This window comes from Amycolatopsis sp. NPDC051071 (genome assembly GCF_040682875.1).
Taxonomy (GTDB): Bacteria; Actinomycetota; Actinomycetes; order Mycobacteriales; family Pseudonocardiaceae; genus Amycolatopsis.
The window spans coordinates 1-14,006 of sequence record NZ_JBFBBY010000177.1; the positions used below are offsets into that span (position 1 = coordinate 1).

Here is a 14,006-nt window from a genome sequence, read left to right on the forward strand (position 1 = left end):
CTCGGCTCAGCCGAGGGAAGGAGTCCTTCACGCGCGACCACTGTGCCTGCTGGTGCACCTGCGACCGCAGCGGGCGACCCTGAAGGTAGTGAAGGCTTTTACTACCTTCAGAGTAGGCAAGGAGACCTTCACGGACCTCGCTCACGATCAGCCCCGCAGCCAAATCCAGTAGGTACCCAAGACACTTTTGGCTCTAACGACCCGACCCCATCGAGAACCGCGCCTGAGTCGGGCATTCTGCAGCCCAAACGTGTCCTTTGTGGATGGCCAAGGCGCGGTCTGGCTCCGTCGACCGGCCCGGACCCGCGCCGCGAAGCCTCTGCCTTGCAGCTCGCGAAGCAGACGTCGCGACCTCAAGACAGAGACTCGGTCACGCCACCTTTGCCTTACCCCTCGATATCAGTCGAGGGAACGGGGCCTTCACGCGCATAATCGCCACATGGTGATGGTGGGGGTGCACGTCGTGGGCGCGCTGGCGGGCGTGGCGTTGGGGATCGGCGCGGTTTATCTCGGCTGGATGGTCGTCGAGGGCGTCCGCCGTGACCGGCGCGAACAGCCCGCGATGCTGGCTCAAAGGCTCAGGCGGGACCGCTGGGAACACACCGTCGAGAAGCTGGACAGCGAAGATGCCGCAGAGCGCCTTGAATGCTTCGCGGCCCTGGAGCGCTACGGCAGCGAAAACCCCGACGACAGGGAAGACATCATCGAGCTGACCTGCGAGTACCTTCGCAGGCCTTTCGGGTACCCGGTCGAAGACGACGAAGAACTAGGTGTCCGGCTCGCCGCTCAGGGACTCCTCACCCGGCATTCCCGGTGGCCGGAGGGGGAGGCGCGACCCTTCGGGTTCTGGGAGGTCGACGAACTGGAACTGCAGGACGCGGTGCTCGTTGAACCCGACTTCGCGGACACCGTCCTCACGGGCGCCGGCTTCCGGGACGCCTTGATCGTGCGCGGGAACTTTCGCCGGACCCGGTTCCAGCGCTACGCCAACTTCGACAGGGCGGCCTTCACCGGCGACACCGATTTCCGTGACGCGACGTTCCCGCGGTTCGCCACCTTCGTCGGCGCGATGTTCAGCGGGACGACCACGTTCGCCGACGCCGAATTCGCGGACGGCGCCGACTTCACCGACGCCCGGGTGGAACAGCCGGACGCCGCGCACTCGTGGCCGTCGCCCTGGCGGGTCCTGGCGAATTCGCCGGTTGCCCACGGACGGCTCCTGGCGGGCGACGGCTGAGGGGTGGCTTTCGCAACTCGCGCGGGTGGGGTGGTCAGCCGTGAGGTTCGGTGTCCGGGATCTCGGGTCGCTGCCGGCGTCTATGAAGGATCTGGGACGTTGAGTGTCCCAATTCCTTCATAGACAAGCCCGCGACCAGCCGCACCCGCTCGCTAACGGGTGGCCGCGGCCATCAGCAGAGCGAAGGCGATCGTAAGTACCTGACCGAACAAGGCGTTGCGGGCTTCGCGCTGTTCCGCGCGAGTGGGTCGGTTCATCACGGATTCCCCCGGTTTCGTGTGTTTTCCTTACGGGGCAAGTGTTCCGCGACTCGCTCTCGTGCACCTCCCGCCTCGGTACGGTTCGCCTACGCCGCAGGTCGCGGCCTTCCCCTAGGGGTAGGAGCGGCGTACCCTCGGACGCCCTTGAGCCCCGGGAGAGCCGATGGGACGCCACACCACCGCCCGGACCCGAAGACGGATGCTGCTCCCGCTCCTGGCCCTCGCGCTGGCGGCCGTGCTCGGTGCCGCGACCTGGGTGGCCGTCGCGATGACGCGCTCCGGCCCCGAATGCGAACCCGTGCGAGTGGTCGTCGCGGTCTCACCCGACCTCGCCCCCGCCGTCACCCAGGCCGCCCGTGACGTCGCACTCGACTGCGCCACGATCGACGTCCAGGCCCGCGAATCCCCGCAAATGGCGGAAGAGCTGTCCGGAAGCGCGCCACGGGCTCAGGCTTGGATCCCGTCCTCGACGTTGTTCCTGCGGCGCGCGCACCAGCTCGGCGCGGCCGGAGTCCCCGAATCGGGTCCGTCCGTGGCCAGTTCGCCGGTGGTACTCGCGATCGCTGAACCGGTCGCGAAAGAGCTGGGCTGGCCACGCAAGCCGCTGACCTGGCCTGGCATCGTGCGTGGCGAGATCGTCGCCGGGATGCCGGATCCGGCGCGTGACCCGGTCGGTGTGGCCGCCCTGCTGGCCCTGCGCGACGTCGCCAAGGGCGCGTCCGATCCCGCCGGCGCGTATGTGGCCTTGCTCCGCAAGTTCGCCGCCAACACCGTCGGCGCGGCGGCCGACCTGCTCGCGCAGCCGCCCGGTGCCTCGGTCACGGTGTTCCCCGCGTCGGAAAACGCGGTGCTGCGGCATAATCTGGACCCGGACGGTGCTCGTTGGTGGCCGCGTACACGGCCGCGGCGCCGTCGCTGGACTACCCGTTCGTCGAGGTAGCGGGCGCGACGCCGCGGCAGGGGAGTGCCGTCGCCGCGCTGAAACGAGCTCTGCTGAACGGTTCCAGCGCCGCGGCGTTCACACAGGCGGGGTTCCGTGCTTCCGGCGGGCAGGCGTTGCGGCTGACCGAAACCGACCAGCGCGTGTCGGTACAAGGACAGCGCAGTGCCGAAATCTCGGCCGCCGCCGAAGTCGGCAAAGTGCTCAGCCAGTGGGCCGGGGTGAACGCGAGTGCGCGGGTCCAGGTGCTCATCGACGTCTCCGGTTCGATGAGCGCGCCGGTCCCCGGCATCGGCAAGTCCCGGCTGGAGATGACACTGGAAGCGGCGGAGAACGCCCTGCACCTGTTCAAAGTGACGTCACAGGTTCGTTTCCTGGCCTTCGCGACCAAAGTGGACGGTGACCGCGACTACCGGGAGATCCTGCCGATGGCACCGGTGGCGCAGCAGCTGGCCGCGGTCGGCAAGCTGCGTGCGGTGCGGGCGGTCCCGGATGGGCAGACCGGTCTCTACGACAGTGTCCTCGACGTCTATCGCCTGGCGCGCAAGGAATGGGAGCCCGGGAAACTGAACATGGTGATCGTGATGACCGACGGCCGCAACACCGATCCCGGCGGCATCAGCCGGGAGAACCTGGTGGCGGAGCTGGGAAAGCTGCACGACAAGAGCCGTCCGGTGCCGCTGATCGGCATCGGGATCGGCCCGGACGCCGACGAGGCCGAACTCGGCCAGCTCGTCGGCGGCCAGGCCTTCCTCAGCCGCGACCCGGCGAAGATCGGTGAGGTGTTTTACGGGGCTCTCGGCCGGATCGCCGGCGCTGGATGAAGTAGACGGCGAGGATCAGCGCGAGGCTGATCAGGCTCAGGTACAGCTGGGCCCGGGTGTCGGCGTCCACGAACAGCATCGACGCGACCACGGCCAGCGTCCCGGCGAGGGTGAGCCAGCTGAGCCACGGGTAGCCCCACATACGCAACTTCAGCCGTTCGGGTGCCTCGGCTTCCAGGCGCCGCCGCATCCGCAGCTGCGAACCGGCGATAATCGCGTAGACGAACAACGCGACCGCACCGGCGGAGTTGATGATGAAGTAGAAGATCTTGTCCGGAGACACGAAGTTCATCACCACGGCGACATAACCGACCGATGTGGATACGAGGATCGCCTTCCACGGCACGCCGCGCCGGTTCGTGTCCGCGATCCACTGGGGTGCCCAGCCGTTGCCGCGTAACGCGAACAGCATCCGGGAAGCGGTGTACAGCCCCGAATTCAGCACCGACAGCACGGCCGTCAGCACCACCGCGCTGACCACGGTCTCGGCGGCGGGGATGCCGAACCGGCCGAACGCCGCGGCGAACGGGCTCGTCGTGGTGGGGATGTCGCGCCAGCCGGTGATCATCACCAGCAGCGTCACCGAACCGACGTAGAACACGACGACCCGCCAGACGATCGACGACGTCGCCTTGCGCACGGCGGCTTCGGGCTCGCGTGATTCGGCGGCGGCGATGGTGACGATTTCCGCGCCGAAATAGGAGAAAATCACGATCACCACGCCGTGCACCACCGAGAACGGGCCGTTGACGACGAAGCCGTCCTGCGCGATGTTGCCGACCGAGAACGAGCCGCCGGGCCAGAGCCCGAGCACGAACAGGACACCGACGACGAGGAATACCACGATCGTGGCGATCTTGACCGACGCGAGCCAGAACTCCGTCTCCCCGAACGAGCGAGCAGAGGCGAGGTTCGTCGCGGTCAGCAGGAGCATCAGCACGAGCGAGAAGATCCATTGCGGCACAACGGGAATCCAGGACTGGAGGATTTTCGCCCCGGCGACGGCCTCGAACGCGACCACGCCCACCCAGAAGTACCAGTACAGCCAGCCGACGGTGAAGCCCGCCCAGCCGCCGAGGGAGGTCCGCGCGTACTCCATGAACGAGCCCTGCGACGGTGCGGCCGTCGCCATCTCGCCGAGCATCCGCATCACCAGCACGACGATCAGCCCGCCGATGGCGTAGGAGAGGACCGCGGCCGGGCCGACGGTGTGGATGACCGCGCCGCTGCCGATGAACAGGCTCGCGCCGATGATGCCGCCGAGCGCGATCATCCGGACGTGGCGTTGTCGCAGCTCCGGGCGCAGGCCCGCCCGCTCGGTGGTCCGGTCCGGGGTGGTTTCTGCGCCCATTCGCGGTTACCTCCTGACGCCGTGGCGGTGAATCGCGGGATTGTCGCACCGCAAGAGCCGGAGGAAAAGTGTTTGCGCAACCCCCGGTGAACAGGCCCGGATCGGCTCTGCGAACCTAGGCACCTCCACCGCGCGTTCCGAGGAGCTCTTCGATGCCGCACGCCGTCCTCCGGTTCCTGCCCGCCGTCGCACTGGCCGCCGTGCTGACCGGCTGCTCGGACGAAGCGCCCCAGCCGCAGACGGCGCCGCCCGGGTCGTCACCGCTGGCACAGCAGACCGCCGTCCCGTTCAACGACGCCGACGTCGCGTTCGCGAGGCAGGCCCTCGCACACCATCAGCAGGGCGTGGATCTGGCTTCCCTGGCGGAAACCCGCGCGGACAACGCGGAACTGAAGGCGCTCGCGAAGCGGATCATCGACACGCACGAACCGGAGATCGCGCGGCTGTCCGCGCTCATCGAGTCCTGGGGCCAGGCGGCGCCGGACGACCCGAACCTCGAACACGTCCAGCGCGACGGCTACCTCGGCCCTGGCGACATCGCGGAACTGGCCGGACTGTCCGGAAAGGACTTCGACCGGAAGTTCGTCGCGCGGTTGCGGAAGCAGCGCGAGGCGGGCGTCCGCATCGCCGACGCCGAGACACAGCATGGCCGCAACCCCGACGCGCGGGACCTCGCCGCCACGACGTCGCGTTCGCAGCAGCAGGAGATCACCGATCTACGGGGCTTCCAACAGGGTTGAGTCCGTCTGGACGACGTGGGAATTCAGCTGGACGATGTACGCGCCGCTCAGCAGGACCACCGCACCGGCCGCCTGAATCCAGCTGAGTGCCTCACCCAGCAGCAGCCAGGCCGCGGCCGCGGCGATCAGTGGCTCCACCAGCCCCACGACACTCGCCACCGACGCCGGAAGATGCCGCAACGCCGTCATGCCGGTGGCGTAGGCGAGGACGGTCGCGATCAGCACGAGCGCGATCAGCAGCAGCCACACCGGCGGATGCCACGGCCCGAACGTCGTCGCAGTGCCGAGAACGCCCCACGGGACCGTCCACGGTGGAGCGACCACGCAGACCAGGACCGCGCCGATGGTCATCCCCCAGGTGACCATGCCGAGTGGATCCCGCTCCGCGACACCGCGCTCCCCGAGCAGGAAGTAACCCGCCGAACAGACGGCCGCGCCCAGCCCCGCGAGCAACCCGACGACGTCCAGGCTCAGCCCTTCCCACACCTGCGCGACCAGCATGAGCCCGGCCATCGCCAGCGCGATCCCCGCCCACATCGCCCTCGGCAGCCGCACCCGCCGCACGAACCGCACCCACAACGCGATCAGCACCGGCGAGGTGAACTCCAAGAGAATCGCGATCCCCACCGGAATCCGGCCGGCCGCGAGGAAGTACATGAGCTGGACGCCTGCCACGCCGAGAGAGCCGTACGCCAGCAGCAGCGGCCACTCGCGTTTCCGCACCCGCAGAAGTTTCGGCCGGAAGACGGCGACCAGCGCCAGCAACACGATCGCCGACAGGCCGATGCGGATCGCCGCGACCTGCTCCGGCGACAGCCCCGCCTGCATCGCCGGTTTGCCCAGCACACCCGACGTCCCGAAGAAGAGTGCGGCGAGCAGGATCAGCACGATGCCCCGGCCGCGATGCGCGACAGGCCGGGAAGGGGTGGCGAGTTCGGCGGTCACGGCCGGAGGGTAGAGGGCCGGTGGACGCGGGGCGACCTGTTTTCCCAGCGAGTGGGCACGGGGCCGGGGAGACGGGGGGCGGGGCGGGGCGGCAGCGCGTGCGGGCAGACGGTGCCCCCAATGTGGCATTGGGGACACTCAACGTCCCCAGTGTCACATTGGGAGCATCCCAGTCCCAGTAGCGACACGGACGCCAAGCGTGAGCGGCGGGGGCAGGAGAGTGAGCGGGCGGTGTCAGAAGGAGGTGCCGCCGTCGGTCCAGCTGGTTTGCTCGAAGTCGTCGTCATCGACGGGGGCAAGGCGCGGTTTGCGAACCGGCGTCGGCGGGGGAGCGGCGACAGGCTGCTCGGGTTCGGTGGCCTCGACGGCTTGCGGTTCGGGAGTGCCGTTCGGCCAGACACACGGTGAGGTCGCGCCCAGGTAGAACTTGCCGAGATCGTTCGCCTGGACGGACATGTCGAAAGCGTCCCTGTTATTGCGGACGAAGACGTACTGGTCTTTCGGCCGGGAATCGGTCAGAACCTCGAAACCGTGAGCCGACCACCACTTGACGATGGCATCGAAGTATTCGGCGAACTTCGCCGGGTCGAGACCGGTCACCTCGTAGGTCGCCGAGATCTCGAAGCGGCCTTGAGGACCGTTGTCGGTCGGGTCGGTGCACTCGGATCGGTTCTGGGTGAACAGTTTTCGCTGCGCCGTGGCGGGCAGCGTCGAGAGCACTGTCCGGATGTACAGCTCGACCCTGTCTTTCGCCTGGTGTTCGGTGATGGTCGGTTTCATGGCGTCTCCACCTCCGGGGGAGCAGGCCGACAAGAGTACGAGAACGGCGGCGAGGAACGGGAGCCTCACGTGGCGGGCTTCCCCGCGATGATCAGGCCGATATTCCGCAGGGAAGGGTTGTTGTCTTCCCAGTATTCACTGTGTGCTTCCTGGCTGTACCCGCCGAATCCGTCCGTGCCCGGCGCCGAGGTGAACACCTGCCCGCCGAAGTCCGCGTCGGCCGGGTCCTGGCCAAGCACGAGGTCGTACCCGGCGATCTCCAGGTTCGCCAGATTGATCATGTCGTGTTCGGCCACCGTCGCGTGCACATGCTTGCCGACTTCGCCCTGATCCACCCCATCGAGGTGCAATTCGCCGACGTCGTGCGCGCCGACACCCGGGCTCGCCACGAAGACGAGTTCGTCGGCGGCGAGTCCGCCGTCGCGGGCGGCGTGTCCCACCACGGTGGTGCCGTAGCTGTGGCCCAGCACCGTATTGTGCGACGGCGTCCCTTGGTGTGTTTCCCGCAGGCCGTCCTGGAAACCGGCGAGTGCCGCTTTACCGCCATCGGCGTACTTCTCGCTCGCGGCGTCGGTCAGCCCGTCCGGCGCGTCGTAGCCCAGCCAGGTGATCACGGCGGTCGAGGGGGAGCCCGCGGTCGTCGCCACGGCCCACATCTTGTCCGAACGGTTCAGGTCGCCGCCGATCTTGCTCAGCTCCGACCCGGTCCCCGGAACATACGTCGCCACGTTCGCCGCGGTGTCCGGATTCCCCGCCGAAATGATCGCCTTCCCGTCGCCGCCGGTGTCCAGCCCCAGCAAGAACGCGCGCGGTTCCGGCTGGTCCAGCCGTCGCGCGATGGCTTCCAGGCCCTTGACCTTGGGATCGCCTCGCAGGCGCGCGATCTCCTTGGCGAGGACGGCGCGGTTGGCGGCGTCACGGTCGGTGGCCGGGATGCCGTCGAGGTTGCCGACGAGACCCGGATTCCCTTGCAGCAGAGCGACTTTCGCCGTATCCGACAGGCTGTCCCACCAGGCCTTGTTGTCACCGGGGGAGCCGTTCTCGGGCGGGCCGATGATCGACAGGCCGCTTTGGGCGGCGCCGACGTCCGCGGCCTGGGCGAGGGTGCCGGAGGCTTGTTCGGTGATCTCGCCGTGCAGGGCCCGCCGCATGATGGACGCGAAGTCGGCGTCGACGTCGGTGGCGCGACGCAGGATCTGCTCGATCCGGTCGGCCAGTTCCGCCATCACGCGAGGCTCTGAAGACCCACCGGAAGAAGTGATCTTTCCACCGGAGCCGATGGTCAGACCGTTCCGGGAAGCGAGTTCGTCGGTCTCCCGCACGAAGGCGACGATCCGGTCCAGCGCGATCTGCACCTCGTGCGCACCCCGCCGGACGGCGGACGCCCCGGCCACGAGTTGTCCCAGGGTGGAGGTCAGCGATTCGCCCCGCGTCGACGCGGCCGTGGCGCCGTCGCCGGTCCAGCCGGAGAAGCGGGCCATGGTCCGGACGTCGTCGTTCGCGGCGATGATCCGGGTGCAGCCGTCGTTGAGCGCGTCGGCGACCGCGCCGATCGCGGCCGGATCCCATCGGCGCACCTCGCCCCAGGTGAGCATCAGACACGCAGATCCCGTGACGCCGCCAGCTCGTTCGAGCGGTAGCGGACGGCGGCTTCGTCGAGCCCCGCGGCGTACTCCGAGGCGTTCTTCACCCAGCCCGGCACCGCGCGACCCCAGACGTCCGCGAGCAACCGCGCCGCCTCACCCGACACGCCACCCGGCAGACCGGCCGCGACACCGGCGAGCGCGGCGGCGAGATCCACCTGCCCGACGTCGTCCGAAGCCCGTTTCGCCGCGCCTGACGCGGCGCCGATCGCCTCCAGGACCACCTCGTAGCCGTCGGTCATCCCGCTTCCTCCCCGTGGAGTGACGCTGTGTGACCGCCCTACGACGCGGGAGACGACTACTCGGTTCCCTGGCCGTCCTTGAAAAGTCCGTCGGCGACGTAGCGGGACACGGTCGCGAGGCGACGCCCCTGGAGGCGAAGGGCCTCCATGGCGAGTTCGTCGGGTTCGGCGGACTTGCGCGAGACGAACGAGCCGCCGTACGGATTCCCCGAGTCGAGCAGATGTGGATCGGTGTAGCCGAGCGGCAGGACGATGGCGCCCCAGTGATAGAAGACGTTGTTCGTCGCCAGCACCGTCGATTCGAGCCCGCCGTGCGCCGTCGACGCGGTGGTGAACGACGTCGCGACCTTGTTCACCAGCTTTCCCTTGGCCCACAGGCCACCGGTACTGTCCAAATAGGACTTCAGCTGGGCGGCGGGGCCGCCGAAGCGGGTCGGGCTCCCGGCGGCGAAACCGTCGGCCCACTCCAGGTCTTCCAGCGTCGCCCGCTCATGGTGGGGTCCCGCGTCCACCCATGCCTGCCAGCGTGGATTGCTCGCCACGGCCGCGGGCGGCGCCGTTTCGGGAACCGTGCGGACGCGGACCTCGGCCTCGGCGTCGCGGGCGCCGTCGGCCAGCGCGGACGCCAGTTTCGCGGTGTTGCCCGTCGCGCTGTAGTAGACGACGAGGATGCGCGTGTTCACGTCCGCCGAGCTTAGGCGAGCGTGAGCACCGTCTCACTATCCGGAACTCAGTACTTCTTCCAGGGGCTGACGGTGTCGGTCGGCCGCGTCGGGTCGTGGAAGCGCGGCTTGTCCAGCTCGCCGCGGCGCAACGGCACCAAGCCGTCGGTGATCGCCTGCATGATCTTGGCGTGCGCGCGGACGCCCGCGCCCGGCCGCTCCGGCTCGACCTCCGACAGGTCCACCGGCTCGCCGAAGTGCACCTGGAACCGGGGACGCCGCATGGGCGCGCTCAGCCCGGACTTCGCGAGCGGCAGCAGATCGGCGGGACCGTTGACGGTCTCGGTCCCCCAGTAGACGGCTTCGTGCGCACCCCACTGGCTGATCGGGATCACCGGCACCCCGGCGGCCAGCGCGAGCCTGGCGGCACCGGACTTGCCCCGTTCGGGCCACAGGCCGGGATCGTGGCTGATCCGGCCCTCGGGATAGACGATGAGCGGGTCTCGGGTGGTGCGCAGCGCCTCGGCGGCCTCGGTGAACTGCCCGATGGCCGTCGACGACTCCTTGCGGTCGACCCGCAGGTGGTTACTGGCCCGCAGCGCCGGGCCGATGACCGGGGCGTCGAGGATGCCGCCCGCCAGCATGAACCGCGGGTTGATGCCGATTCGTTTACAGGCCGCCATCAGCACGAACGCGTCGAAGACGCCGATGTGGTTGGCGGTCATGAGCAGTGGCTTCCTGCGAAGCTCCGCCGGGACACGGCCGGTCACCGTGAGCCTGCCGACGAAATTGACCAGCCCCCGGTCGATGTTCAGCATCGTGCGCCAGATCGCTGGGGCGCGGTGAGCCGAATTCTCATCCTGATGCAGCGCGAACATGGGGCAGAGCATGTCATGGCCCCGGTTTCACCCGGATGGCCGCTCAAGCTGTGACCTGAGACGAATGTTCCCCGTGTGCTCCGAGTGGCACCCGGGGCTGGAGGGTCGGTGCGGTTACCGTGGAGGCATGGCTAGCGGTTCGACGACCAGGAAGCGGAGTACGGCGAGAAGCGGCGGCAGCAAAGGGCCGGCGCGGAAGCCACGTACCCCGGCGAAGCCCAGGTCAACGGCCGCGAGGAAGCCGGCTCCACGGCGTCCGGCGGCCAGGAAGAGGTCTTCCGGCACGTTCGCCAAGGGCGTGCGCGGCACCTGGAACCTGCTCGCGAAGGGGCTCGGAACCCTCGCGAGGACGGTCGGCCGCAGCCGTGAACTCGAACCCGAACACCGCCGCGACGGTCTCGCGCTCGGCCTGATCGCACTGGCGCTGGTGATCGCGTTCGGCGTCTGGTGGCGGGCCGCGGGCCCCATCGGCGGCTGGGTGGAGGTCGGTACCCGATCGCTGCTGGGGGCGGGAGCGGTGACGCTGCCGCTGGTCCTGATCGTGGCGGCGGTGGCGCTGATGCGCTCCGAACCGGTGCCGGAGGCCCGGCCGCGAATGGTCATCGGCACCATCCTGGTCATCCTGTCGGTACTCGGCCTGCTGCACATCTTCACCGCGCTGCCCGAGTCCAACGACGCCCGGATGTACGCCGGTGGAGTGATCGGCGCGTTCTCCGGCGGCCTGCTGACCATGGGTGTCACCACCTGGGTCGCGGTGCCGCTGCTGGTACTGGCGCTGCTGTTCGGCACGCTTGTGTTCACCGGGACACCGGTCCGCGAGATCCCGCACCGGCTGCGTAACTGGGGGCTCGACCCCGAAGAGATCGAAGAGGCCGAGGCCGAGCGCAAGGCCATTCACGACGAACGCGACGCCGTCACCGAGGCCGACCCGAAGCCCGTGCGCCTGCGGAAGCCGTCGCGGCGCCGCCAAGGGGCGGGCGACAACGCGGGCGAGCAACTCGACATCGAAGCCGCGCTCGCGGAGCCGCCGACACCGCTCCGCCCGCCGAAGCCGGCGGCCAAGCCCGCCGACGTCCCGGAGAAGAAGCCGAAGAAGGCCGAGCAGCCGCTGGCGGTCACCCGGACCGTCGAGGGCGACTACAAGCTGCCGTCGCCGGACCTGCTGAAGCTCGGCGACGTGCCGAAGTCCCGTAGCAAGGCCAACGACGCCATGATCGAGGCGATCACCGGCGTACTGGAGCAGTTCAGCATCGACGCGCAGGTCACCGGGTTCACCCGGGGCCCGACGGTCACCCGGTACGAGGTCGAACTCGGGCCCGGCGTGAAGGTCGAGAAGATCACCGCGCTGACCAAGAACATCGCCTACGCGGTGGCCACCGACAACGTCCGGCTGCTGGCGCCGATCCCCGGCAAATCCGCGGTCGGCATCGAGGTGCCGAACTCCGACCGCGAGATGGTGCGCCTCGGCGACGTGCTGCGCGCCCCGTCGACGGTCAAGGACAACCATCCGATGGTGATCGGCCTCGGCAAGGACATCGAGGGCCATTTCGTCACCGCGAACCTGACGAAGATGCCGCATCTGCTGGTCGCGGGATCCACCGGTTCCGGTAAGTCGAGTTTCGTGAACTCGATGCTGGTGTCGCTGCTCGCGCGGGCGACGCCGGACGAGTGCCGGATGATCCTGATCGACCCGAAGATGGTCGAACTGACCCCGTACGAGGGCATCCCGCATCTGATCACCCCCATCATCACCCAGCCGAAGAAGGCCGCCGCGGCGCTGGCCTGGCTGGTGGAGGAGATGGAGCAGCGGTACCAGGACATGCAGGTCAACAAGGTCCGGCATATCGACGACTACAACAAGAAGGTGCGTTCGGGCGAGATCACCGCGCCACCCGGCAGCGAGCGCGTCTACCAGCCGTACCCGTACATCATGGCGATCGTCGACGAGCTCGCCGACCTGATGATGACCGCCCCGCGTGACGTCGAGGACGCGATCGTCCGGATCACCCAGAAGGCGCGTGCCGCCGGCATCCATCTGGTGCTGGCGACGCAGCGGCCGTCGGTCGACGTCGTGACCGGTCTGATCAAGACCAACGTGCCCTCGCGGCTGGCGTTCGCGACGTCGTCGCTCACCGACTCGCGGGTCATCCTCGACCAGCCGGGCGCGGAAAAGCTCATCGGCATGGGTGACGCGCTGTACCTGCCGATGGGGGCCGGGAAACCGGTCCGTATCCAGGGCGCGTTCGTCGGCGACGAAGAGATCGCCGCGGTGGTCAACTTCGCCAAGGAACAGGCACAGCCGGACTACACCGACGGCGTCACCGCGGCGAAGGCGGGCGAGAAGAAGGAGATCGACGCTGACATCGGCGACGACCTCGACGTCCTGCTGCAGGCCGCCGAGCTGATCGTCACGTCGCAGTTCGGCTCGACGTCGATGCTGCAGCGGAAGCTGCGTGTCGGGTTCGCCAAGGCCGGGCGCCTGATGGACCTGCTGGAAAGCCGCGGTGTCGTCGGGCCGTCCGAAGGCTCGAAGGCACGCGACGTGCTGATCAAGCCCGAAGAGCTGGAGTCGGTGCTGTTCATGATCCGCGGTGGCGGAGACGCCAACGGCGGGGAACCCTCGGACGAGGATTGAGGCTGCCGAGCATCAGGGCGGTCCGCGGTTCGATGCCCGCGGCGAGCAGGACCGCGTCCCGGGCCCTGCTGGTGAGCCCACTGGTCCGGCCCTGCCGAAGCAAGCTCACTGACCGATGCAACGGACCGGGAGCTCCGTTCCGTCCAGGATTCGTGGACACCAAGAAGCTGCTCGTCGTCCTCTGCGCCCTGGTCGGCTTGGCCTGCGGGGCCGGCAGCTCCGCCGCGCGGGAACACCCCGCCGTGACCTCGCCGACGCTGGTCCAGCCCGCGCCGGTGCGGCAGCCACAGGCGCCGCAGACATCCCAGGCAACTCAGGCACCGCCGGTATCCCCGGTACCTCAGCCATCCCCGGCACCTCAGGCGCCCGCGAAGTCCTCGGGCTCGGTCGAGCTGGGGGAGACCGTCGTCCTCAAGGCCGGTGATACCGCCGAGGTCGCTTCGAAGGACGTCAGTGTCCGGTTCGCCAGGCTGGTGTCCGATTCCCGGTGCGCCGCGGGCATGGTCTGCGTCTGGGAAGGAGAGGCCGTGGTCGAACTGACCCTGGCCGAACCCCGACGCGGTGAGCGGACGACTGTGGAACTCGCCTCCACCGGACGGGGCGGCAGGCAGTCCGTCGAGTTCGCCGCTTGCCGGGTGGACCTGGTCGCCGTGAGTTCGGGGGGCGACCAAGTCACCCTGCGGGTCTCGAAGGTGTCGTGAGCGCTCAGGGCGGCGGCTGAGCGCCCCTCTAGCCCCCTCAGTCACACCAGCCACGGCGCCGCCGCGTGAAGGCCCCCTTCCCTCGGCTCAGCCGAGGAAACTCGACCTTCACACCTTCCCCAGTACAGGAAGGCCCCCTTCCTTGCGGGAGAAGCTATATCCAGCCGG

General features: G+C 68.8%; 14 protein-coding genes. 6 read left to right on the top strand and 8 right to left on the bottom strand.

Translation table 11 applies throughout. The features are described 5' to 3' along the window. Nucleotides 1-439 precede the first annotated feature (439 nt). The 3 genes from AB0M65_RS34920 to AB0M65_RS34930 all read left to right on the top strand — a co-directional run bounded on the left by AB0M65_RS34920 (nt 440) and on the right by AB0M65_RS34930 (nt 3,261). Nucleotides 440-1,237, top strand: coding sequence for a pentapeptide repeat-containing protein (locus tag AB0M65_RS34920; protein WP_364037662.1), 798 nt, complete (start codon nt 440-442; stop codon nt 1,235-1,237). Nucleotides 1,238-1,660: 423 nt separating this feature from the next. After that, nucleotides 1,661-2,437: a substrate-binding domain-containing protein gene (locus tag AB0M65_RS34925; RefSeq protein ID WP_364037665.1), complete on the top strand. Its 777-nt coding sequence runs from the start codon at nt 1,661-1,663 to the stop codon at nt 2,435-2,437. Then, nucleotides 2,383-3,261 (top strand): VWA domain-containing protein, encoded by an 879-nt coding sequence (locus AB0M65_RS34930; protein ID WP_364037668.1) that lies wholly within the window; start codon nt 2,383-2,385, stop codon nt 3,259-3,261. Before AB0M65_RS34925 ends, AB0M65_RS34930 begins: the two co-directional genes overlap by 55 nt. Here the strand turns inward: AB0M65_RS34930 and AB0M65_RS34935 are convergent. Beyond that, on the bottom strand, nt 3,191-4,612 hold the full coding sequence (locus AB0M65_RS34935) for an amino acid permease (protein ID WP_364037671.1): 1,422 nt from the start codon (nt 4,610-4,612) through the stop codon (nt 3,191-3,193). The two genes, AB0M65_RS34930 and AB0M65_RS34935, sit on opposite strands and share 71 nt — an antisense overlap. A 152-nt stretch (nt 4,613-4,764) precedes the next feature. Here AB0M65_RS34935 and AB0M65_RS34940 point away from each other — a divergent pair, with 152 nt between their 5' ends. Continuing rightward, nucleotides 4,765-5,352, top strand: coding sequence for a DUF305 domain-containing protein (locus AB0M65_RS34940; protein ID WP_364037674.1), 588 nt, complete (start codon nt 4,765-4,767; stop codon nt 5,350-5,352). On the opposite strand, the gene AB0M65_RS34945 is transcribed toward AB0M65_RS34940, so the two are convergent. The 7 genes from AB0M65_RS34945 to AB0M65_RS34975 form a co-directional block, all read right to left on the bottom strand. Then, nucleotides 5,329-6,297, bottom strand: a complete 969-nt coding sequence (locus tag AB0M65_RS34945; RefSeq protein WP_364037677.1) for an EamA family transporter — start codon at nt 6,295-6,297, stop codon at nt 5,329-5,331. The genes AB0M65_RS34940 and AB0M65_RS34945 overlap by 24 nt on opposite strands. 234 nt (nt 6,298-6,531) lie before the next feature. Continuing rightward, the gene (locus tag AB0M65_RS34950) at nt 6,532-7,077 is read right to left on the bottom strand and encodes a hypothetical protein (RefSeq protein WP_364037680.1); all 546 of its coding nucleotides are present in this window, start codon (nt 7,075-7,077) and stop codon (nt 6,532-6,534) included. Nucleotides 7,078-7,142: 65 nt separating this feature from the next. Then, complete coding sequence (locus AB0M65_RS34955) at nt 7,143-8,672, bottom strand: alpha/beta hydrolase (protein WP_364037683.1); 1,530 nt, start codon at nt 8,670-8,672, stop codon at nt 7,143-7,145. Then, entirely contained in the window at nt 8,672-8,962 is a 291-nt protein-coding gene (locus tag AB0M65_RS34960) for a hypothetical protein (RefSeq protein ID WP_364037686.1), read from the bottom strand. Before AB0M65_RS34960 ends, AB0M65_RS34955 begins: the two co-directional genes overlap by 1 nt. A gap of 56 nt (nt 8,963-9,018) precedes the next feature. Further along, complete coding sequence (wrbA, locus tag AB0M65_RS34965; RefSeq protein ID WP_364037689.1) at nt 9,019-9,645, bottom strand: NAD(P)H:quinone oxidoreductase; 627 nt, start codon at nt 9,643-9,645, stop codon at nt 9,019-9,021. 47 nt (nt 9,646-9,692) lie between these two features. Then, entirely contained in the window at nt 9,693-10,502 is an 810-nt protein-coding gene (locus AB0M65_RS34970) for a lysophospholipid acyltransferase family protein (protein ID WP_364037692.1), read from the bottom strand. A gap of 114 nt (nt 10,503-10,616) precedes the next feature. Continuing rightward, nucleotides 10,617-10,811: a hypothetical protein gene (locus AB0M65_RS34975; RefSeq protein WP_364037695.1), complete on the bottom strand. Its 195-nt coding sequence runs from the start codon at nt 10,809-10,811 to the stop codon at nt 10,617-10,619. Between AB0M65_RS34975 and AB0M65_RS34980 the strand changes: the two genes are divergently transcribed. Together AB0M65_RS34980 and AB0M65_RS34985 are read left to right on the top strand one after the other, a co-directional pair. After that, nucleotides 10,801-13,137, top strand: a complete 2,337-nt coding sequence (locus AB0M65_RS34980) for a DNA translocase FtsK 4TM domain-containing protein (RefSeq protein WP_364037698.1) — start codon at nt 10,801-10,803, stop codon at nt 13,135-13,137. The two genes, AB0M65_RS34975 and AB0M65_RS34980, sit on opposite strands and share 11 nt — an antisense overlap. 152 nt (nt 13,138-13,289) lie before the next feature. Then, nucleotides 13,290-13,838 carry a hypothetical protein gene (locus AB0M65_RS34985; RefSeq protein WP_364037701.1) on the top strand — a complete coding sequence of 183 codons (549 nt, stop codon included), beginning with the start codon at nt 13,290-13,292 and terminating at the stop codon, nt 13,836-13,838. Nucleotides 13,839-14,006 lie beyond the last annotated feature (168 nt).